16 protein-coding genes are annotated in these 21,343 nt (G+C 72.0%); 6 read left to right on the top strand and 10 right to left on the bottom strand.

The genetic code is table 11. The features are described from left to right. Nucleotides 1-147: 147 nt before the first annotated feature. Nucleotides 148-1,884 carry a lysine--tRNA ligase gene (gene lysS, locus ACZ499_RS30565; RefSeq protein ID WP_468413752.1) on the bottom strand — a complete coding sequence of 579 codons (1,737 nt, stop codon included), beginning with the start codon at nucleotides 1,882-1,884 and terminating at the stop codon, nucleotides 148-150. Between the two features lie 191 nt (nucleotides 1,885-2,075). Here lysS and argS point away from each other — a divergent pair, with 191 nt between their 5' ends. Beyond that, nucleotides 2,076-3,839, top strand: coding sequence for an arginine--tRNA ligase (gene argS / locus ACZ499_RS30570; RefSeq protein WP_468679448.1), 1,764 nt, complete (start codon nucleotides 2,076-2,078; stop codon nucleotides 3,837-3,839). A gap of 23 nt (nucleotides 3,840-3,862) precedes the next feature. Here the strand turns inward: argS and ACZ499_RS30575 are convergent, their stop codons facing one another. After that, nucleotides 3,863-5,272, bottom strand: coding sequence for a helix-turn-helix domain-containing protein (locus ACZ499_RS30575; RefSeq protein ID WP_468679449.1), 1,410 nt, complete (start codon nucleotides 5,270-5,272; stop codon nucleotides 3,863-3,865). 340 nt (nucleotides 5,273-5,612) lie between these two features. Between ACZ499_RS30575 and ACZ499_RS30580 the strand changes: the two genes are divergently transcribed. Further along, nucleotides 5,613-6,356: a DUF4232 domain-containing protein gene (locus tag ACZ499_RS30580; RefSeq protein ID WP_468679450.1), complete on the top strand. Its 744-nt coding sequence runs from the start codon at nucleotides 5,613-5,615 to the stop codon at nucleotides 6,354-6,356. A gap of 9 nt (nucleotides 6,357-6,365) precedes the next feature. Here the strand turns inward: ACZ499_RS30580 and ACZ499_RS30585 are convergent, their stop codons facing one another. Further along, nucleotides 6,366-7,571: an aminotransferase-like domain-containing protein gene (locus tag ACZ499_RS30585; RefSeq protein WP_468679451.1), complete on the bottom strand. Its 1,206-nt coding sequence runs from the start codon at nucleotides 7,569-7,571 to the stop codon at nucleotides 6,366-6,368. Nucleotides 7,572-7,785: 214 nt separating this feature from the next. Here ACZ499_RS30585 and ACZ499_RS30590 point away from each other — a divergent pair, with 214 nt between their 5' ends. Next, complete coding sequence (locus ACZ499_RS30590) at nucleotides 7,786-8,703, top strand: lactonase family protein (RefSeq protein WP_468679452.1); 918 nt, start codon at nucleotides 7,786-7,788, stop codon at nucleotides 8,701-8,703. Here the strand turns inward: ACZ499_RS30590 and ACZ499_RS30595 are convergent. The 7 genes from ACZ499_RS30595 to ACZ499_RS30625 form a co-directional block, all read right to left on the bottom strand. Further along, nucleotides 8,678-9,655, bottom strand: coding sequence for a molybdopterin-dependent oxidoreductase (locus ACZ499_RS30595; protein ID WP_468679453.1), 978 nt, complete (start codon nucleotides 9,653-9,655; stop codon nucleotides 8,678-8,680). The two genes, ACZ499_RS30590 and ACZ499_RS30595, sit on opposite strands and share 26 nt — an antisense overlap. A gap of 21 nt (nucleotides 9,656-9,676) precedes the next feature. Then, nucleotides 9,677-10,663 carry a porphobilinogen synthase gene (gene hemB, locus ACZ499_RS30600; RefSeq protein WP_468679454.1) on the bottom strand — a complete coding sequence of 329 codons (987 nt, stop codon included), beginning with the start codon at nucleotides 10,661-10,663 and terminating at the stop codon, nucleotides 9,677-9,679. 547 nt (nucleotides 10,664-11,210) lie between these two features. Further along, the gene (locus tag ACZ499_RS30605; protein ID WP_371654044.1) at nucleotides 11,211-12,875 is read right to left on the bottom strand and encodes a bifunctional uroporphyrinogen-III C-methyltransferase/uroporphyrinogen-III synthase; all 1,665 of its coding nucleotides are present in this window, start codon (nucleotides 12,873-12,875) and stop codon (nucleotides 11,211-11,213) included. Beyond that, nucleotides 12,872-13,846, bottom strand: coding sequence for a hydroxymethylbilane synthase (gene hemC, locus ACZ499_RS30610; RefSeq protein WP_468679455.1), 975 nt, complete (start codon nucleotides 13,844-13,846; stop codon nucleotides 12,872-12,874). Before hemC ends, ACZ499_RS30605 begins: the two co-directional genes overlap by 4 nt. Further along, the gene (locus ACZ499_RS30615; protein ID WP_468679456.1) at nucleotides 13,843-15,456 is read right to left on the bottom strand and encodes a glutamyl-tRNA reductase; all 1,614 of its coding nucleotides are present in this window, start codon (nucleotides 15,454-15,456) and stop codon (nucleotides 13,843-13,845) included. The genes hemC and ACZ499_RS30615 overlap by 4 nt, the downstream gene beginning before the upstream one ends. Beyond that, nucleotides 15,453-16,226: a redox-sensing transcriptional repressor Rex gene (locus ACZ499_RS30620; RefSeq protein WP_468679457.1), complete on the bottom strand. Its 774-nt coding sequence runs from the start codon at nucleotides 16,224-16,226 to the stop codon at nucleotides 15,453-15,455. The genes ACZ499_RS30615 and ACZ499_RS30620 overlap by 4 nt, the downstream gene beginning before the upstream one ends. A 342-nt stretch (nucleotides 16,227-16,568) precedes the next feature. Continuing rightward, complete coding sequence (locus ACZ499_RS30625) at nucleotides 16,569-16,859, bottom strand: glutaredoxin family protein (RefSeq protein ID WP_468679458.1); 291 nt, start codon at nucleotides 16,857-16,859, stop codon at nucleotides 16,569-16,571. A gap of 160 nt (nucleotides 16,860-17,019) precedes the next feature. Here ACZ499_RS30625 and ACZ499_RS30630 point away from each other — a divergent pair, with 160 nt between their 5' ends. From ACZ499_RS30630 to ACZ499_RS30640, 3 genes are all read left to right on the top strand, one after another. After that, nucleotides 17,020-17,982 carry an HAD family hydrolase gene (locus ACZ499_RS30630; RefSeq protein ID WP_468679459.1) on the top strand — a complete coding sequence of 321 codons (963 nt, stop codon included), beginning with the start codon at nucleotides 17,020-17,022 and terminating at the stop codon, nucleotides 17,980-17,982. A gap of 988 nt (nucleotides 17,983-18,970) precedes the next feature. Next, on the top strand, nucleotides 18,971-19,759 hold the full coding sequence (locus tag ACZ499_RS30635; protein WP_468679460.1) for an ECF subfamily RNA polymerase sigma factor, BldN family: 789 nt from the start codon (nucleotides 18,971-18,973) through the stop codon (nucleotides 19,757-19,759). Between the two features lie 280 nt (nucleotides 19,760-20,039). After that, nucleotides 20,040-21,218, top strand: coding sequence for a DUF5667 domain-containing protein (locus tag ACZ499_RS30640; protein WP_468679461.1), 1,179 nt, complete (start codon nucleotides 20,040-20,042; stop codon nucleotides 21,216-21,218). Nucleotides 21,219-21,343: the final 125 nt, after the last annotated feature.

Raw genomic sequence — 21,343 nt, forward strand, 5'->3', positions numbered from 1 at the left:
GCGGATCCGTACGGGGTTCGGGGGGTTGCTGTGGGTTTTTTTGGGGCTTTTTTGGGTTTCCCCTCGCCTTCCCCCCCCCCCGGAACTCCCGGGGGGCGGGGGAACCCCCGCGCTCGGCCACAGACGGCCCGCAGTCGAACTACAGCGTTACGCCGCCAGCAGCTTGCGCACCCGGTCCGCGCCCACGGCAAGAAGCAGCGTGGGCAGGCGCGGGCCGGTGTCACGGCCGACCAGCAGGTGGTACAGGAGCGCGAAGAACGTCCGCTGGGCGGTCTTGATCTCCGGCGGCAGCTCCTTGGGGGTGGCGTCCGGGGAGAACCCGGCCTGGACCTTCGGCACGCCATAGACCAGGTGGGTCAGGCCGTCGAGCGACCAGTGGTCGTCGAGGCCGTCCACGAGCAGCCGCAGCGACTCGCGGGCCTGGTCGTCGAGCGAGCCGAGCAGCTCGGTGTCGGGCTCCTCGCGCACCACGGTCCGCTGGTCGGCGGGGACCTGCGTGTTGATCCACGCCTCGGCCCTGTCGAGCCGCGGCCGCACCTCGTCGAGGGAGGACAGCGGGTTCGCCGGGTCCAGGTCGCTGAGGATGCGGATGGTCTGCTCGTCGTGGCCGGCGGTGATGTCGACGACCGAGGCGAGCGTGCGGTACGCCATGGGGCGCGGGGTGCGCGGCAGCTCACCGGCGGCGGTGCGGGCGGCACGCGCGTAGGCGGCGGCGTCGGCGGGCAGGACCGTGCCGTCGGCGACCTTGGCCTCCAGCTTGTCCCACTCGTCGTAGAGCCGCTGGATCTCCTGGTCGAAGGCGATCTTGAACGACTGGTTGGGCTTGCGGCGCGCGTACAGCCAGCGCAGCAGCTGCGGCTCCATGATCTTCAGCGCGTCGGCCGGGGTCGGCACGCCGCCCTTGGAGGAGGACATCTTGGCCATGCCGCTGATGCCGACGAACGCGTACATCGGGCCGATCGGCTGCTCGCCGCCGAAGATCGACACGATCTGGCCGCCGACCTGGAACGAGGAGCCCGGGGACGAGTGGTCGACGCCGGACGGCTCGAAGATCACGCCCTCGTACGCCCAGCGCATCGGCCAGTCGACCTTCCAGACCAGCTTGCCGCGGTTGAACTCGTTGAGCCGGACGGTCTCGGAGAAGCCGCATGCCGAGCAGGTGTAGGTGAGCTCGGTGCTCTCGTCGTCGTAGGCGCTCACCGTGGTGAGGTCCTTGTTGCAGCCGCCGCAGTAGGGCTTGTACGGGAAGTAGCCCGCGCTGCCCGTGCCGTCGTCCTCGGCGGCGGCGCCGGAGCCCTCAGCGGCCTCCAGCTCGGCCTCGTCGACCGGCTTCTGGCCCTTCTTGGCGGGGGCCTTCTTGGTGCGGTACTGCTCCAGGATCGCGTCGATGTCGCCGCGGTGCTTCATCGCGTGCAGGACCTGCTCGCGGTAGGCGCCGGAGGTGTACTGCTCGGTCTGGCTGATCCCGTCGTACTCGACGCCGAGCTCGGCCAGGGCCTCGGTCATCGCGGCCTTGAAGTGCTCGGCCCAGTTCGGGTACGCCGAGCCGGCCGGGGCCGGGACCGAGGTGAGCGGGCGGCCGATGTGCTCGGCCCACGAGTCGTCGATGCCGGGGATGCCGTTCGGCACCTTGCGGTACCGGTCGTAGTCGTCCCAGGAGATCAGGTGGCGGACCTCGTACCCGCGCCGGCGGACCTCGTCGGCGACCAGGTGCGGGGTCATGACCTCGCGGAGGTTGCCCAGGTGAATGGGCCCGGAGGGGGAGAGACCGGACGCGACGACGACCGGTTTGCCAGGCGCACGACGCTCCGAGTCGGCAATGACCTCGTCCGCGAAACGGGAGACCCAGTCGGTCTCGGTGCTGCTCTGAGCCACGGTCGGCACGTCCTTCTTTCTCGTACGCCTTGAAGGGGCTGGCCCGCCCATTGTCCCAGACGGAACCACCACCTCCGGGGTTGCGCGGTTTTCCCGGAGAAACGGAAGACGCCCGCGTGGGAGAATCGGCTTGAACGCATCCCGCCCGCATCCCGGAGCAGATCCGGATATGAGCGGCCAACCGACAGGAAACGGAACCCATGGCTTCGGTCCCTTCCCTCGCTTCCACTGTCCAGCAGCGCCTGGCGGACGCCCTCTCGGCAGCCCTGCCGGAGGCCGGCTCCACCGACCCGCTGCTGCGACGAAGCGACCGGGCCGACTTCCAGGCCAACGGCATCCTGGCGCTCGCCAAGAAGCTCAAGGGCAACCCGCGCGAGCTGGCGACGAAGGTCACCGGTGTGCTCGACGCCGGTGACCTCCTGAAGGACGTCGAGGTCTCGGGCCCCGGGTTCCTCAACATCACGCTCACCGACGAGGCGATCACGCGGACGCTGGCCGCGCGCGCCGCCGACGACCGGCTCGGCGTGCCGCTGAAGGAGAACCCGGGCGTCACGATCGTCGACTACGCCCAGCCGAACGTGGCGAAGGAGATGCACGTCGGCCATCTGCGCTCGGCGGTCATCGGCGACGCGCTGCGCGGCATGCTCGACTTCACCGGCGAGAAGACGATCGGCCGGCACCACATCGGCGACTGGGGCACCCAGTTCGGCATGCTCATCCAGTACCTGATCGAGAACCCCGGCGAGCTGGCCCCCGCGGCCGACGTCGACGGCGAGCAGGCGATGAGCAACCTGAACCGGGTGTACAAGGCGTCGCGCGCGGTCTTCGACTCCGACGAGGAGTTCAAGGAGCGGGCCCGCAAGCGGGTCGTCGCCCTCCAGTCGGGCGACAAGGAGACCCTGGAGCTGTGGCAGCAGTTCGTGGACGAGTCGAAGGTCTACTTCTACTCGGTCTTCGAGAAGCTGGACATGGCGGTCCGGGACGAGGAGATCGTCGGCGAGTCCGCGTACAACGACCTGATGCCGGAGACGGCGCGGCTCCTGGAGGAGTCCGGTGTCGCCGTGCGTTCCGAGGGCGCGCTCGTGGTCTTCTTCGACGAGATCCGCGGCAAGGACGACCAGCCGGTGCCGCTGATCGTGCAGAAGGCGGACGGCGGCTTCGGCTACGCGGCGAGCGACCTCTCCGCGATCCGCAACCGCGTCACCGACCTGGACGCCACGACGCTGATCTACGTCGTGGACGTCCGCCAGTCGCTGCACTTCAAGATGGTCTTCGAGGCGGCCCGCCGGGCGGGCTGGCTCGGCGACGACGTCACCGCGCACAACATGGGCTACGGCACGGTGCTCGGCGCGGACGGCAAGCCGTTCAAGACGCGTGAGGGCGCCACGGTCAAGCTGGAGGACCTCCTCGACGAGGCCGTCGAGCGGGCCACGGCGGTCGTGCGCGAGAAGGCCGAGAAGGTGGGCCTGACCGAGGAGGAGATCGTCGAGAACGGGCGGTACGTCGGGATCGGCGCCGTGAAGTACGCGGACCTGTCGACGTCGGCGAACCGGGACTACAAGTTCGACCTGGACCAGATGGTGTCGCTGAACGGCGACACGTCCGTCTACCTCCAGTACGCGTACGCCCGTATCAAGTCGATCCTGCGCAAGGCCGGCGACGCGCAGCCCGCCGCCCACCCGGAGCTCGGACTCGCCCCGGCGGAGCGTGCCCTCGGTCTGCACCTGGACGCGTTCGGCGAGCTGCTCGCGGAGGCGACGGCGGAGTACGCGCCGCACAAGCTGGCCGCGTACCTGTACCAGCTGGCTTCGCTGTTCACGACGTTCTACGACCAGTGCCCGGTCATCAAGCCGCGCCCGGCGCAGGATGTCGTCGAGAACCGGCTGCTCCTCTGCGACCTGACCGCCCGGACGCTCCACCAGGGCATGGCCCTGCTCGGCATCCGGACGCCCGAGCGCCTCTGATCAACCCCCGTGCGGGGAGCGGCTCAGGTGATGAGCCGCTCCCACACGTCGGTGTCCGTCCGGTACTCGTACGCCGGGCGGCCCTTGATGGCGCTGCTGTGGAACGGCTTGCCGCCGGCGTCGTAGACCTTGAGCTTGCCGGAGCGGTCGCCGCTGCTCCACTCCACCTCCAGGTACCAGGTCACGTCGTGCGCGTCGGTGTGCACATCGAGGTTGAGCACCTGCGGGTCCGTCGTGGACACCTTGTACGGGAAGTCCCCGGCGGGCACCTTCGTGTCGCCCTGCTGGCCGGCGACGGGCTTGGCGAGCGGCTGGGACTTGTCCAGGTCGATGTCGAAGGACTGCGGGACGACCGTGCCCCCGCACCCCGATCCCATCGAGTACGCGTTCCAGTCGAGCGGTGCCTTGCGCTCGACGACCCGTACGTGAAGGGCGTTGATGACGACCGACTCCTGCGACTTGCCGGTCGCGGTGAGCTGCAGCATGAGGTGCCCGCCGTCGACCGCGCCCAGCGTCCGCGCCCAGGTGCGGCTGTCCAGCGGGGTGGACGGCGGCACCGCCTCCGGCTTCTGGTCGAGCAGATAGAACTTCCCGCACGGCCCGTCCCACTGGTACGAGCTGACGCCGACGCTCACGGGCGTGCCGGTGACGGGCTTGCGCGAGGGCGACGGCGGCTCCGAGGACGGGGTGCCGGACGCAGACGCGGATCCTGACGGGCTCGGCGAGGAGGCGTCCGGCGAGGGCGACCTGGGGGGCGTGGCCTTCGGCGCGGTGCCCCCGCTCGCCTTGGCGTCGGCGACGCTCTCGCTCTTGGCGCCCTTGCCGTCCCCCGCCCCGCCGTTCAGGGTCGCGACGGCCACGGCGGGCACGCCGAGCGCGACGACGACCCCGGCGGCGATGAGGCCGAGCCGGGTGCGCCTGCTCATACGGCCGGTACGGCGCGGGGCGACCGGGTCGGCCCGCACGGCGACGACTTCGGGTTCGTGGGCGGAGCCGGGGGCGGGACCGGGCTCGGGCGCGGGGTCCGGTTCGGGGGCCGCCTCGGCGGCGGGCTCCGCGGCGGCCGCCGGGACCGTGTCCGTACGCGCTTCGGCGACCGGGGCGGGCGCAGCCGCCGGGGGCACCTCACCCGAACCCGAACCCGAACCCGAAGTCGTCGCCGTCCCGTTCCCCGCCCGCGCGCGCCTGCGTGCCTCGTCCGCCAGGATCCAGCGGCGGTGGAGCTCGACCGACTCCTCCCGGGTCGCCCCGCAGAGCCGGGCCAGCCGGTCGACGGGGGCGTACTCATTGGGCACGGCGTCACCGTTGCAGTACCGGTGGAGCGTCGACGTACTCACATGGAGCTTGCCCGCCAGGACGCCGTAACTCCGTCCCGAACGGTCCTTCAACTCCCTGAGCAGCGCCGCGAAATCCTCGGACTCAGCCGTAGCCACGAGCCGTTTCCCTCCCCTGTCCGTCCCGGGAACGCGTTCCAGGGGAAGTCGGTTTCCCCAGGTCAGAGCGTGTTCCCGCGTTCCAGCTTCCCCCATTGTCCCGTGCTGATTGCGATCGCCGCCGACCGGCCCGCAAGGTAGGTGCAGCAACCAGCCACACCGGCACCACCGGGGAGCAGGCAATGCGATTCCGCATCCGGGTCAACCTGGCGGACTCGATGGCCGCCGCGATGTTGGCCGCCTCGGTGGTCACGGTCATCGCGCTGGTCCTCAGCCTTCACACCTGACCCACCCACTCACGTACCACTCACGCACCGACCAACGGGGAGTTCGATCCACCATGCGTACCAACCTCCGCATCACCGCCGCCGCGACCACCGCCCTCATCGCCGCGCTGTCCCTCAGCGCCTGCGGCAGCGACTCCGGTTCGAAGGCGTCGGACAAGGCGGCGTCGAAGCCGTCCGCCTCGGCGTCCGCCTCCTCCGGCACGGACGGCGGCGCCCAGGGCGCCTCGACCGGCGGCGACTCGGCCGGCACGACGGGCGGCACGGGCGGCACCTCCGGCGGGTCCGGTTCGACCACCGGCGGCCACAGCACGGCCAAGCCCGCCAAGTCGAACGGCAAGCAGTCGGGCGGCCAGTCAGGTTCGGGCTCGTCCAAGCGCGTCACCTGCACCGGCTCCAACATGAAGCTGACCGCGACCCCGATCTCCCGCCCGATCAACCACATCCTGCTGACCGCGACCAACACCGGCAAGACGACCTGCAACGCCTACGACGCCCCGGCGATCAAGTTCTCCAACGCCCAGTCGCCGATCCCGGTCGACAAGGACACCATCCCGCAGGCGCAGATCACGCTCGCCCCGGGCCAGTCCACGTACGCGATGGTGCGCACCCAGGGCGAGTCCGACGGCACCGACCCGTACATGACCAGCCAGGTCGTCGTGTACTTCCGCGGTGCGGTCGGCATGGAGTCCGTCGGCCGCTCGGCCTACGCCTCGCTGCCCAAGCCGGTCGGCGTCGTCGACGCCCAGGCCATGGCCACCTACTGGCAGTCGGACATGAGCGCGATCAGCGCCTGGTAGCCGGCACGGTCAGCCCCGCCGCAGCGCCCGTCCCAGCCGCCGCAGCCCCTCCGCGATCTCGTCCGGCGCCGAGGTGACGAAGCACAGCCGCAGCGCGGCCGGGTCGGGTGTGCCGGCGAAGAAGGGCGCGCCGGGAACGTACGCCACGTCATGAGCGACCGCCTTCTTCAGGGAGGCGGTCGCGTCGCTGCCCGGCGGCAGCGTGGCCCACAGGAACATGCCGCCCTCGGGCCGGTTCCACGAGGAGCCCTCGGGCAGCGCGTCCGCGAGCCCGGCGAGCATGGCGTCCCGGCGCTCGCCGTACGCCGCCCGGACCTTGGCGACGTGCGCGTCCAGGTCCCGGTCGGCCAGATAGCGGGCGGCGGCCAGCTGGTTGACGGTCGGGGTGTGCAGATCGGCGGCCTGCTTGGCGACGGCGCAGGCCCGCAGCAGCGCCTCGGGCGCCCGCAGCCAGCCGAGCCGCAGCCCCGGCGCCATGATCTTCGAGTAGCTGCCGAGCAGGACGGTCCGGTCGGCGGCGCCCTCGTACGACGAGATCCACGGCACGCTCTCGCCCTCGTAGCGCAGATCCCCGTACGGGTCGTCCTCGACCACCCAGAGCCCGCGCCGGACGGCGACCTCGGCGACGGCGCGGCGCCGCTCGGCGGTCATGGTGCGCCCGGTCGGGTTCTGGAAGGTGGGCACCGAGTAGAAGAGCTTCGGCCGCTCCCGGGCGACGAGTTCGTCGAGGGCCACGGGGTCGGGGCCGTCCTCGTCCGAGGGCACGGCGACGATCCGGGCGCCCGCGAACCCGAAGACCTGTAGCGCGGCGAGGTAGCAGGGGTCTTCGACAAGGACCGTGTCGCCGGGTTCGACGAGCGCCGCCGCGAGCAGGGTGAGGCCCTGCTGCGATCCGGTGGTGACGAGCAACTGCCCGGCCCCGGTGTCCAGTCCGCGCCCGGTGAGCCGCGCGGCGGTGGCCGCCCGCAGCCCCGGGTCGCCCTCGGTCGTCGAATACTGCAGCGCCACCCGGCCCTCGTCCGCGAGCACGGCGTCGAACGCCGCGCGCATGCCCGCCACGTCGAACAGCTCCGGCGCGGGCAGCCCGCCCGCGAACGAGATGACCTCGGGCCGCGCGGTGAGCGCCAGGATCTCCCGTACGGGCGAGGAGCCCACGGACGCGGCCCGCGCGGCGAGAGCGGGCACGGCGGCGGGAACGGCAGCGGCGACGGACATGGTTTTGGCCCCCCAGTCGTTTCATAGGACGTCCAACTAACCGGCAGCGTACGCATATCGGTGCCGCCTACATATGCCTGTCCGTCCATTGGTCCGGCCGCCGCGCCCTGAGCCCGCCCGGGTGACCCGGCCGCGCGGCTGCACCCCGGCCGGTCGCCGGACTCGTTAGCTCTGTGACGACAGACGCGGCGAGACGACGACGGCGGGAGTGCCAGTGGGCCGGGACCAGGACCAGTGGGGCGCGGGGGAGGACGGGGACGGCCCTGTCCGGGCGGAGCTCCACGTCCACCCCGAGGGGACATGGCTGTACGTGGGCGAGCCGCACGGCATCCTGCGCGTCCCGCTGGGCGAGGACGGGCGCCCGGAGGCCCCGGCCGAGTGGACCCCGGGGGTGCGGCCGTACGGGCTGGCGGCGGACAGCGCGGGCGCCCGCCTGTACGTCACCGACCCGGCGGGCGAACGCCTGCTGTGGCACGTCCTGGACGCGACCGGCCGGCCCTCGCGCGGCGTCGGCTGGCAGGTGTTCACGCCGACCGGGGCAAGCCCCGACGGCACGGTGGCGGCGCACCCGTCCCTGCCGCTCCTCTACGTCGCCAGCCGGGACGAGAAGGCGGCCGTCTCGTGCGTACCGCTGGGCCCGGACGGCAGACCGGACGACGGCGCCACGACGACGCTCTGGGTACGCGGCACGGCCCCCCTCCACAAGGGCCTGGCCGTCCACCCCGCCGGCACCCACCTCTACGTCAGCGATCCCCGGGGGCACGCCCTGAACGTCTTCGCGCTGCGCGCGGACGGCCGGGCGGACTCCGACGGGCCGGCGCTGACCCGGCAGGTGCTGCCGGGCCCGGGCCCGCTCGCGGTCCACCCGGCGGCCAGCTGCGTCTACTTCGCCGAACGGGAGACGGGAGCGCTCTACCGGACCGCCCTCGCCCCCGACGGCCTCCTCGCCCCGGACACCACGCCCGAGCAACTGGCGGGCTTCACGGTCCCGCACTGCACGGGGGTCGCGGTGCACCCGAGGGGCACGTACCTCTACGCGTCCACCGCGATCACGCTCGCGGTGACGGAGCTGAGCCCGCGCACCGGCCACCCGTCCGGACGGCCGGTCACGCTCCCCCTCCCCCGCCGCTGACCGTGACGGTGACCGTGACCTCGTGGACCGAGTTGCGGACACCGGGCGGCGGCTGGACGCGCCCGTCACGGTCGGTGGCGCGGGCGCGGATGCGGTGGCGGCCGGGCGGGAGCCGCAGGGCCAGGGTGAAGGGCTGCCAGGCGGGGTCGGCCCCGAGGGGTTCGAGGACGGCGGGCCGCCAGGCCCCGTCGTCGACACTGACGTCGACGGAGACGACTTCGCCGACGCTCCAGGCCCGCCCGGCCAACTCCACGTACTCACCGGACAGTTGATCGCCGTCCCGAGGGCTCAGGATCTTGCTGCCGACGTCCACGGAGCGGACGGGGCGGGCGGTCTGCTCGCCGGGGTGGACGCGGGTGTAGAAGCGCGTGGTGAACATGTGGTCCGGCCGTTCGTCGGCCAGGATGATCCGGGTCAGCCACTTCACCGAGTTCGTGCCGAACATCCGGGGCACGACGGCCCGCAGCGGGTGCCCGTGCCGGACGGTGAGCGGCTCGCCGTTCATCTCGTACGCGAGGAAGACGTCCCGCCGGGCGGTCTCCAGGGGCAGGTCCTTCACGTACGAGAGCCCGTCCTCGCCGTCGAACGAGCCGGTGTCCGCGCCCTCGAACCAGACGTGCCGCGCGGAGGCGAGCGGCACGGCCCGGTCGAGGAGGGCGGAGAGGTCGAACCCGGTCCACACCAGATTGGCCACGGCCCGGGTCGGCACGTCCGGCTTGAAGGGGTTGCCGAAGCACTCGTGGAACGCGGTGAACCGGCGGGCGGGCAGGGCCAGGACGTCGTCGAGCCGCAGCCGGAACGGCCGCTCGACGAGCCCTTCGACGGACAGGGTCCAGGAGTCGGTGTCGACCTCCGGGACCCCGAGATGGGCCCGTACGAAAACGTTCTCGACGGGAGTGATGAAGTCGGGGACGTCGTCGAAGTCCCGTACGTCTAACGCCTGTTCCGCCATTGCCCGCCCCGTCGCGTATGCCTACAGTCCGCGGGCGACCTCCGTCGCCCAGTACGTAAGGATCAAGTTGGCACCGGCCCGCCTGATTCCCGTCAGAGTCTCCAGGATCGCCTTGTCGCGGTCGATCCAGCCCTTCTCGGCGGCGGCCTCGACCATCGCGTACTCGCCGCTGATCTGGTACGCGGCGACGGGTACGTCCACGGACTCGGCGACCTTGGCGAGGATGTCGAGGTAGGGGCCCGCGGGCTTCACCATGACCATGTCGGCGCCCTCGTCGAGGTCGAGCGCGAGCTCGCGCAGGGACTCGCGGACGTTGGCGGGGTCCTGCTGATACGTCTTCCGGTCCCCCCGGAGGGAGGAGCCGACGGCCTCGCGGAAGGGCCCGTAGAAGGCGGAGGAGTACTTCGCGGTGTAGGCGAGGATGGAGACGTCCTCGTGGCCGGTCTGGTCCAAGGCATCACGGACGACGCCGACCTGACCGTCCATCATGCCGCTGGGGCCGACGACGTGGACGCCCGCGTCGGCCTGGACCTGGGCCATCTCGGCGTACCGCTCCAGGGTGGCGTCGTTGTCGACGCGCCCGTCGGCGTCGAGGACGCCGCAGTGGCCGTGGTCGGTGTACTCGTCGAGGCAGAGGTCGGACATGACGACGAGGTCGTCCCCGACCTCCGCCTTCACGGCCTGGATGGCGACCTGGAGGATCCCGTCCGGGTCGGTGCCGGCGGTCCCGGCGGCGTCCTTCTTCTCGTCCACCGGCACACCGAAGAGCATGATCCCGGCGACCCCGGCCTCCACCGCCTCCACGGCGGCCTTGCGCAGGGTGTCGAGCGTGTGCTGGACGACGCCGGGCATGGCCTGGATGGGGACGGGTTCCGTGATGCCCTCGCGCACGAAGGCGGGGAGGATCAGGTCGGCGGGGTGCAGCCGGGTCTCGGCGACCATGCGGCGCATGGCGGGCGTGGTGCGGAGCCGCCGGGGGCGGGCGCCGGGGAAGGATCCGTAGGTCATGCGCCTACGCTACGCCGGTGGGCCGGGGGGGTTTGCCCCACCCCGCCCCTTCCCGCTGTGACAATTGCGGCTCCGCCGCGTGGCCTCCGGGGGAGAGGGGGGAAGAGGAGGTTCTCCCGGGGGCTGCGGCCCCTGCACCCCGCTTCGGGGCTCCGCCCCGGACCCCGTTCGTCTGTGGCTGGTCGCGCAGTTCCCCGCGCCCCGTGGGGGCGGGGGCTTCGCTCCCTGCCCCCCGCCTTCGCGGCTCCGCCCCGGACCCCGCTCCTCAGACGCCGGAGCGCTGAAATCTGGCCGGACCCCGTTCTGCCCCTAGGGGCGCGAGGAACTGCGCGACCAGCCACAGCCGACCCGCAGCCAAACACCGGGCCCAAAAGGGGCGCGGGGCTGTGTCACTGTGCGGCTCCGCCGCGATGGGGGTCCCCCCTGTTCGAGCGGAGCCGAGAACTTGGGGGAGCGACCAGCCCTCACCGGGCCCGCGGACAGAAGGGCATCCGGGGCGCAGCCCCGCCCGGGGGCCCGGGGCGCAGCCCCCGGGACGCCCACGAGCTCAGGTGGTACGACGCCGCCGCGCCCCAGGCCGACGCTCGCTCGGCCGAGTCACGTGCTCCCCGGCCTCCACGGCCGCATCCCGCCGCGCCGCCCCGAACTCCGCCAGCGCCTCCGCCAGCTTCAGCACCGACGGCTCGGGCGCCATCACGTCCACCCGCAGCCCGTGCTCCTCGGCCGTCTTGGCCGTGGCCGGGCCGATGCACGCGATCACGGTCACGTTGTGCGGCTTGCCCGCGATCCCGACGAGGTTGCGGACCGTCGACGACGACGTGAAGAGCACCGCGTCGAAGCCACCGCCCTTGATCGCCTCACGGGTGTCGGCCGGCGGCGGCGACGCGCGCACGGTCCGGTAGGCCGTGACGTCGTCCACCTCCCAGCCCAGCTCGATCAGACCGGCCACCAGCGTCTCGGTGGCGATGTCCGCCCGGGGCAGGAACACGCGGTCGATCGGGTCGAAGACCGGGTCGTACGGGGGCCAGTCCTCAAGGAGGCCCGCCGCCGACTGCTCGCCGCTGGGCACCAGGTCCGGCTTGACGCCGAATTCGACCAGGGCCGCCGCCGTCTGCTCGCCCACCGCCGCGACCTTGATGCCCGCGAAGGCGCGCGCATCCAGCCCGTACTCCTCGAACTTCTCGCGCACCGCCTTGACCGCGTTCACCGAGGTGAAGGCGATCCACTCGTAGCGGCCCGTCACCAGGCCCTTGACCGCGCGCTCCATCTGCTGCGGCGTGCGCGGCGGCTCGACGGCGATCGTCGGCACCTCGTGCGGCACCGCGCCGTACGAACGCAGTTGGTCGGAGAGCGACGCCGCCTGCTCCTTCGTACGCGGTACGAGCACCCGCCACCCGAAGAGCGGCTTGGACTCGAACCACGACAGCCGGTCGCGCTGGGCCGCGGCGGTGCGCTCACCGACCACGGCTATGACCGGCTGGTGCCCGTCCGGCGACGGCAGCACCTTCGCCTGCTTGAGGACCTGGGCGACCGAGCCGAGCGTCGCGTTCCAGGTGCGCTGGCGCGTGGTCGTACCGGCGACCGTCACCGTCATCGGGGTGTCGGGCTTGCGGCCCGCCGCGACGAGTTCGCCCGCCGCCGCGGCCACCGTCTCCAGGGTCGCGGAGACGACGACCGTGCCGTCGCTCGCGCCGACCTCGGTCCAGCAGCGCTCGCCCGCGCTGCGCGCGTCGACGAAGCGCACATCGGCGCCGCCCGAGGTGTCGCTGAGCGGAACACCGGCGTACGCGGGTACGCCCACCGCCGTCGCGACACCGGGCACGACCTCGAAGGGGATGCCCTCCGAGGCGCAGGCGAGCATCTCGTCGCCCGCCCTGCCGTCCAGGCCCGGGTCGCCCGCGACCGCACGCACCACCCGCCTGCCGGAGCGTGCGGCCTCCATGACAAGATTGGCGGCGTCCCGCAACACGGGGACACCAACGGTTGCTGACGTCTCGTCAACTACCGTCAGCTGAGGCGTGTCCACACCTGCCCGCGCATGCGCGCGAACCACGTCGAGCACAGCCGGCTCGGCGATCAGGACATCTGCCGACGCCAGCGCTTCCACGGCGCGCAGCGTCAGCAGTCCCGGGTCCCCTGGGCCGGCACCGAGGAAGGTGACGCACCCGTGCGCGGAGACGGCGGGAAGGTTCGAGGAGTTGGTGGGGCTCAAAGTGCTCGCTCCCCCATAAGACCGGCCGCACCCTTGGCAAGCATCTCGACCGCGAGTTCGCGACCGAGCGCCACGGCTTCGTCGTGCGACGCAGGTACAGGACCGGTGATGGACAGCTGCACCAGCGTCGAGCCGTCGGTGGTACCGACGACGCCGCGCAGGCGCATCTCATGAACAATCTGCCCGTCGGCCAGCAGGTCGGCGTAGGCACCCACAGGTGCGGAACAGCCGGCCTCCAGGGCGGCGAGCAGGGACCGCTCGGCGGTCACGGCGACCCGGGTGTACGGGTCGTCGAGCTCGGCGAGCGCGGCGGCGAGGTCGGCATCGGCTGCCGTGCACTCGATCGCCAGTGCCCCCTGGCCGGGGGCGGGCAGCATGGTGTCGACCGCGAGGAAATCGGTCACCTCACCGATCCTGCCGATGCGGTTGAGCCCGGCCGCGGCGAGTACCACCGCGTCGAGTTCACCGCTGTGCGCGAATCCGATCCGGGTGTCGATGTTCCCCCGGATCGGCACGGTTTCGACGGCGAGGCCGTGGCTGCGCGCATACGCGTTCAGCTGCGACATACGCCGGGGCGAGCCGGTGCCTATGCGGACCGGACGGCCCTCGGCGGACGCGGCCAGCTCGGTCAGGGTCAGCCCGTCGCGCGCCACGAGTACGTCGCGCGGGTCCTCGCGGACCGGCACGGCGGCGAGCACGAGGTCGTCGGGCTGCGCGGTCGGCAGGTCCTTGAGCGAGTGCACGGCGAAGTCGACGTCACCGCGCAGCAGCGCGTCGCGCAGCGCGGTCACGAAGACGCCCGTGCCGCCGATCTGCGTCAGGTGCTCGCGCGAGGTGTCGCCGTACGTGGTGATCTCCACCAGCTCGACCGGACGCCCGGTCAACTGCCGTACGGCGTCGGCCACCTGGCCGGACTGGGCCATGGCGAGCATGCTGCGCCTGGTCCCCAGCCTCAGTGCTTTCTGGGTCATGACCGCCCTCGGTTCTTCGCGTCTCGGTTCTTGACGTCGACGTCGTTCAGATCGGCCCGCGACACGGCGGCGACCGTCTCCGGGTCGAGGTCGAAGAGAGTGCGCAGCGCGTCCGCGTACCCGGCGCCGCCGGGCTCGGCCGCCAGCTGCTTGATCCGCACGGTCGGCGCGTGCAGGAGCTTGTCGACGACGCGGCGCACGGTCTGGGTGACCTCGGCGCGCTGCCTCTCGTCCAGGTCGGGCAGCCGCCCCTCCAGGCGCGCCACTTCGCCGGCCACCACGTCGGCGGCCATGGCGCGCAGCGCCACCACGGTCGGCGTGATGTGCGCGGCGCGCTGGGCGGCGCCGAAGGCCGCGACCTCGTCGGAGACGATCGAGCGGACCTGGTCGACGTCGGCGGCCATCGGCGCGTCGGCCGAGGCCTCGGCGAGCGACTCGATGTCGACGAGGCGCACGCCCGGGATGCGGTGGACGGCGGCGTCGATGTCGCGCGGCATGGCGAGGTCGAGCAGTGCGAGCCGGACCGGGCCGCTCTGCGCGGGGATGCGGCGGCGCGCGGCGGGCCGGGCGCCGGTGGCGTTGTCGGCCCAACTGCCGTGCAGCTCCAGGGAGTCGGCGTCGACCGGCTCGCCCTGTTCGCGTACGGCGTCGGCGGCCTCGGCGACCGCCGTGTACGCGGCGAGTCCGGCACCGGCGGCGGCCGTGGCGGCGAAGTCGACGGGGCAGCCCTCGGGGGCGGCGGCGGGCGCGTGGCCCGCGGGAGCGGGCGCGTCGGCGACCGGGGCGCCGAGCGCCTCGCCGACGGCCTGAGCCGTCAGGACCAGACCGGTCGCGCCCGTACAGGAAACCGCCACGTCGACTCGTGTCAGCTCGCGCGCGACATCGCCCATCGGCACGGCACGGGCGGCCGTCCCCGACTCCGCGAGGATCTCGACCAGGCGCTCGGCGCGGCCGGGCGTGCGGTTGGCGACGATCACCTCGCGCACTCCGGCGCGCGCCAGCGTCGCCGCGGCCAGCGAGGACATCGAGCCCGCGCCGATCACCAGGGCTCGCTTGTCCTTGGCCCAGGTCTCCACCGGCATGCCGACGGCCAGCTGCTCCAGGCCGAAGGTGACCAGGGACTGTCCGGCCCGGTCGATGCCGGTCTCGCTGTGGGCGCGCTTGCCGACCCGCAGGGCCTGCTGGAACAGGTCGTTGAGGAGCCGCCCGGCGGTGTGGAGCTCCTGCCCCAGCGCCAGCGTGTCCTTGATCTGGCCGAGGATCTGCCCCTCGCCCACGACCATCGAGTCCAGCCCGCACGCCACCGAGAAGAGGTGGTGGACGGCCCGGTCCTCGTAGTGCACATAGAGATACGGAGTGAGCTCCTCCAGACCGACGCCGCTGTGCTGGGCGAGCAGCGTGGAGAGCTCGGCGACGCCCGCGTGGAACTTGTCCACGTCCGCGTACAGCTCGATCCGGTTGCAGGTGGCCAGGACCGCCGCCTCGGCGGCGGGCTCCGCGGCCAGGGTGTCCTGCAGCAGCTTGACCTGCGTGTCGGAGGACAGCGAGGCCCGTTCGAGGATGCTGACGGGGGCGCTGCGGTGGCTGAGGCCGACGACCAGGAGGCTCATGCCGGCATCACGGCGGGCATGTCCCCGTCGGGTCCCTTCCGGTCCACGGCCGCGCCGCCGCGCACCACGGGCGCCACGACGTCGGCGGCCTCGGCCGCGGCCGCGTCCTCACCGGCCTTGCGCTGCTCGTGGAAGGCGAGGATCTGCAGCTCGATGGAGAGGTCGACCTTGCGTACGTCGACACCCTCGGGCACCGACAGGACCGTCGGCGCGAAGTTCAGGATGGAGGTGACCCCGGCGGCGACCAGGCGGTCGCAGACCGGCTGCGCGGCGCCCGCCGGCGTCGCGATGACGCCGATGGAGACACCGTTGTCGCTGATGATCTTCTCCAGCTCGTCGGAGTGCTGCACCGGGATCCCGGCGACGGGCTTGCCCGCCATCGCGGGGTCCGCGTCGATCAGCGCGGCGACCCGGAAGCCACGGGAGGCGAACCCGCCGTAGTTGGCGAGGGCCGCGCCCAGGTTTCCGATGCCGACGATGACGACGGGCCAGTCCTGGGTCAGGCCGAGCTCGCGGGAGATCTGGTAGACGAGGTACTCGACGTCGTAGCCGACGCCCCTGGTCCCGTAGGAGCCGAGGTACGAGAAGTCCTTGCGCAGCTTCGCGGAGTTGACCCCCGCGGCCGCGGCCAGCTCCTCGGAGGAGACCGTGGGTACGGAGCGCTCCGACAGTCCGGTCAGTGCACGCAGATACAGCGGAAGCCTGGCGACGGTGGCCTCGGGGATTCCTCGGCTACGGGTCGCCGGTCGGTGAGTTCGGCCAGTTGCCACGGTGCTCCTGCGGGATGAGCGAGGCAGGCGGTCATGTGTCCCAGGACCGCCCCGTCGAATGCAGGCTATGTCTTTGTGAACGCGTGCACAAAGATGGTGTCCGCTTTGTCCGAGCAAAGTGACCGGGCTCACGCGAACCGGCGCCGATTCCCGGGAACCGACAGCGAAGTCGACCCGTTCAGAACCCGAAGGGGGCAAAACCGTACACACCTCTCCACGATGTCACCCCCGAACGCGACAAAACGACCTCGATGGTAACCACAACTACCGCTGATCACCCACTCGATCACGGGCAGGTGGAGCTCGGACGCGCACACAGTCGCCCCACCCACCTCACCCACCTCACACGCTCAGTGCACTCCTGAGGCGAGCGGGGTCCACGCGCCAGAAGGTGTGCTGCGCGCCGTCGACGAGGACCACCGGAATCTGCTCCCAGTACTCACGGTGCAGCGCCTCGTCCTGAGTGATGTCCTTCTCCTCCCACACCGCACCGGTCTCGGCGCACACACGCTCCACGACGGCGCGGGCGTCATCGCAGAGATGGCAGCCGGGCTTGCCGATGAGCGTGACGAGCGGCGGGGCGGACCGGCCGGGGCTCTGCGGGGACTTCCCCCGCCGAAAGAGAGGACTCATGAGTCCATTCTCCGCCTACGGCGAAGCGGGCCCGCCCATGAGCGGGATCACTCCCATCCGACCCGTTCAACAGTCCCGCCAACAGTCCCGCCTCGCAGAGTTCACGCCACCGCATCCCGGCGTGTCGGGCGGGACCGAACGGACTGGCTATGCTCACGACATGGCCGTACTGGGATGGCTCACCCCTCGTAGGCGCTCGGCGACAGCCCGCAGCGTGCTGGCCGGCGAGGCCGCAGCCGAGGCAGCCCGCAAATCCGAACAGGAGCTGGCGGAACTCGCGGACGCGGAAGCCAGGAGAAGGGCCGAGCCGGATGACGAATCCCCCTCGGCTCCGGAGTTCCCCGTCGTCGGGGACGACCTGGCCGCCGCCTTCTTCGACCTCGACAACACGGTGATGCAGGGCGCGGCGATCTTCCACTTCGGGCGGGGCCTGTACAAACGGAAGTTCTTCCAGCGCCGCGACCTGGCCCGGTTCGCCTGGCAGCAGGCGTGGTTCCGGCTCGCCGGGGTCGAGGACCCCGAGCACATGCAGGACGCGCGCGAGAGCGCCCTGTCCATTGTCAAGGGCCACCGCGTCTCCGAGCTGATGACCATCGGCGAGGAGATCTACGACGAGTACATGGCGGACCGCATCTGGCCCGGCACGCGCGCGCTGGCCCAGGCGCACCTGGACGCGGGCCAGAAGGTGTGGCTGGTGACGGCCGCGCCGGTGGAGACCGCGACGATCATCGCGCGCCGCCTCGGCCTGACGGGCGCGCTCGGCACGGTCGCGGAGTCCGTGAACGGCGTCTACACCGGCCGCCTGGTGGGCGAGCCCCTGCACGGCCCCGCCAAGGCGGAGGCGGTTCGCGCCCTGGCGGCGGCGGAGGGCCTGGACCTCACGCGCTGCGCGGCGTACAGCGACTCCCACAACGACATCCCCATGCTGTCCCTGGTGGGCCACCCCTACGCCATCAACCCCGACGCGAAACTCCGCAAGCACGCCCGGGCGAGGGAGTGGCGCCTGCGCGACTACCGGACGGGCCGGAAGGCGGCGAAGGTGGGGATCCCGGCGGCGGCGGGGGTGGGCGCGCTGGCAGGCGGCACGGCGGCGGCGGTCGCACTGCATCGCCGCAGGCGCTGAGGCGGTTCCGGGCTGCGTTTCGTGGCTGCGTTGCGCCTGCGGACCGGTGGGGGGCTGGTCGCGCAGTTCCCCGCGCCCCTGAAGGGGCCGCTCCTCGCACGCCGGAGGGCTGAAATGTGGCCGGGCTCCCTTTTGCCTTTAGGGGCGCGGGGAACTGCGCGCCCAACCCCAGACAACCTGCAGACGAACGGGGCCCGGGGGCAAAGCCCAGGCACCCCACCCGCCCCGTGCCGGGATCCGGGCGAAGCCCCGACGCGGGGTGCAGGGGCCGCAGGCCTCGCGAAGGGGTGCAGGGGGCGGGGTGCAGGGGGCGGAGCCCCCGCGGGCGAGTGCAGGGGCACAGCCCCGCCCGGGGCCCGGGGGCGAAGCCCAGGCACCCCACCCGCCCCGTGCCGGGATCCGCGGCGGACCCCGAAGCGGGGTGCAGGGGCGGAGCCTCCGCGAGCGGGGTGCAGGGGCGCAGCCCAGGTAACCCACCCACCCCGCGCCCGGGGTCCGGGTGGCCCGGGGTCCGGGGTCCGGGGCGGAGTCCCAAAAGCGGGGTGCAGGGGCCGCAGGCCCCGCAACGGGGCCCGGGGGCGCGGCCCCCGGGGAAACCCACCTCAACCACCCACCCACCCCCGGAGGCCACGCGGCGGAGCCGCACATGTCACAGCGGGAACGGGCGGGGTGGGGGCCCAATCCGGGACCACTTACCCGCAGGAACCCCCCAAACCCCCCACCAGTCCCCCACTCTCCACTCGGCCACATCCCACTCCCCAACCGATCAACATCGATCACCACAACGCCACCACCCGCTCACACTCCGCAACCCAATCCGCCGCATAGACGTAACAGAAGCGACGGAATCGACGATTTGAGCAACTGGGTGTAGCGCTCCCTGCACGAAGCGTTATTCTCCTCAGACGCATACCGGAACCCACACGTCGCAACGGCGGGTGAACGGTCCCGCACTGCACGTGATGGAAGCTCTGCCTCTGGGAGTCCCGTGTACCCACACGTCGGGGTTGACGCCTCGGGCCTGGCTACGCTGCGCGCAGCGGTCGTCGACCGTCTGCGCGTCTTCGTCCCCACCGCGTACGTCACCGCCCCCGCCTTCGCCACCGCCTCACCCCTCGCTGCCTGCTATGCGCTGGCAGACGGTGGTGCCGCGGTCGGAAGACGGAGCGGCGGCCGCAGCACGGGCACGTCCGCGACGCCGACCGCCCGCCGCCCCAGCGCCGACAGCGACAGCGCCCGCATGATGGACCTCGTCGAGCGCGCCCAGGCGGGCGAGGCCGACGCCTTCGGACGGCTGTACGACCAGTACAGCGACACCGTGTACCGGTACATCTACTACCGCGTAGGCGGCAAGGCCACCGCCGAGGACCTCACCAGCGAGACCTTCCTGCGCGCCCTGCGCAGGATCTCGACCTTCACCTGGCAGGGCCGCGATTTCGGCGCCTGGCTGGTCACGATCGCGCGCAACCTGGTCGCGGACCACTTCAAGTCGAGCCGTTTCCGCCTGGAAGTGACCACCGGCGAAATGCTCGACGCCAATGAAGTGGAGCGGTCGCCCGAGGACTCCGTCCTGGAGTCCCTCTCCAACGCCGCGCTCCTCGAAGCCGTACGGAAACTCAATCCGCAGCAGCAGGAGTGCGTCACTCTGCGCTTCCTCCAGGGCCTCTCGGTCGCCGAGACCGCCCGCGTCATGGGCAAGAACGAGGGCGCCATCAAGACCCTCCAGTACCGAGCCGTGCGCACTCTCGCCCGGCTCCTCCCCGAAGACGCCCGCTAGACGTCCGCTGATGTCCGCTGATCCCGGAGGCCGCGCAGGCCTCCGGACGGGCCGGCCCAACTCACCTTCGGTGAGTGCTCAGTGCTGCCCCGGTCACACTGTGGTCCGATCATCCTTCGTCCGTAACCCAAGTGCCGCGTCCGTCGTTGTGCCGGATGCAGGCTCCCAGTGGTCACGCCATGTCCCCCGCCGCTCACCCGATCGTGTGGATGTGCTCAAGGCGTGCAACCTTCCAGGCCCCTTGGGGAGTCGACCGTGATGACGAGAGGAGGTGCCGCCAGTGATCGCAAACGTATCGGCGCACCGGCGGGCGAACGCCTTCGCCCAGGCCCTGGAAGAAGCCTCGGCGGCCCAGCAGCCACCCGCCAATCCGGCCGTCGCGGCCGAACAGGCGGCGGAAGCCGACCTGTTGACCCTGGCGACCGTCCTCGGCGAACTGCCGAAACCAGAGATGGACCCACGGGTGAAGGTGGAGCAGCGGGCGCTGCTCGTGGCCGCCATGGAGCAGATGTTCGCTTCAGGTGGCGCCACCGACCCCCAGATGCCCGCACAGCGGACCGGCCGGGGCGCCCACCGGGCGGCCCCGCTCCGGACATTGCGCCCTCGCTCCCGCTGGTCGAAGGGCATCGCTGCGGGCGGCCTGAGCATCGGTGTGGCCGCGGGCGCGTTCAGCGGCGTAGCCGCTGCCAGCTCCGACGCCCTCCCCGGTGACTCGCTGTACGGGCTGAAGCGCGGCATGGAGGACCTCAAGCTCAACCTGGCGGACGACGACGCCGACCGGGGCAAGATCTACCTCGATCAGGCCTCCACCCGGCTCAGCGAGGCCCGCCGCCTGATGGAGCGCGGCCGCGCCGGCGACCTCGACCACGAGCAGCTGAGCGAGGTCCGCCGCACGCTGAACGGTATGCAGCACGACGTGAGCGAAGGCCACCGACTGCTCCACGCCGCGTACGCCAAGGACGGCTCGCTCAGCCCCATCGCCGCGCTGTCGTCGTTCGCCTCGGCGCACCGCGACAGCTGGAGCAAGCTGCGAGGCAAACTGCCCACACAGCTCACCGACGTCGGCGACCAGGTCACCTCCGTCTTCGTCGCCATAGACCAAGAGGTCGAGCCGCTGCGTTCGATGCTCCCCCCGGCCAAGACGAAGACCCATGGCCGTACGGACACGACGCACCAGGGCGAGGCGAGCCACACGGCCCGCCCGGCCCCGGCCTCCTCGGCCCCGGCGCACGGCACGGTGGGCGGCGGCACCAAGCCGCAGCCCTCCACCTCGGGCACCAAGCCGAACCAGGGCCTGCTCGGCGGCAACACCGGCGGCCTCCTCGGCCCCCCGTCGAAGAGCGCCCCGCCGACGTCCGGCACCACCCCGGCCAAGCCGCCGGTCCCGGACGTCACCCTGCCCCCGCTCCTCCCCGGCGTGCTCCCGGGCCTGGACATGGATGGCGAGGACGCGAGGTAGCTCCACCGGTTACGTGTGTGGGGGGGGCCGGTTTCCCCAGGGCGCCCCCCACCCACCCCGCCGTCGGGAAAAAAAGCCGAAGAAAACCCAACCCCCCTCTCCCCAACACCTTTCGGGAGTGTGTT

It is taken from the genome of Streptomyces sp. NPDC031265 (assembly GCF_055570295.1).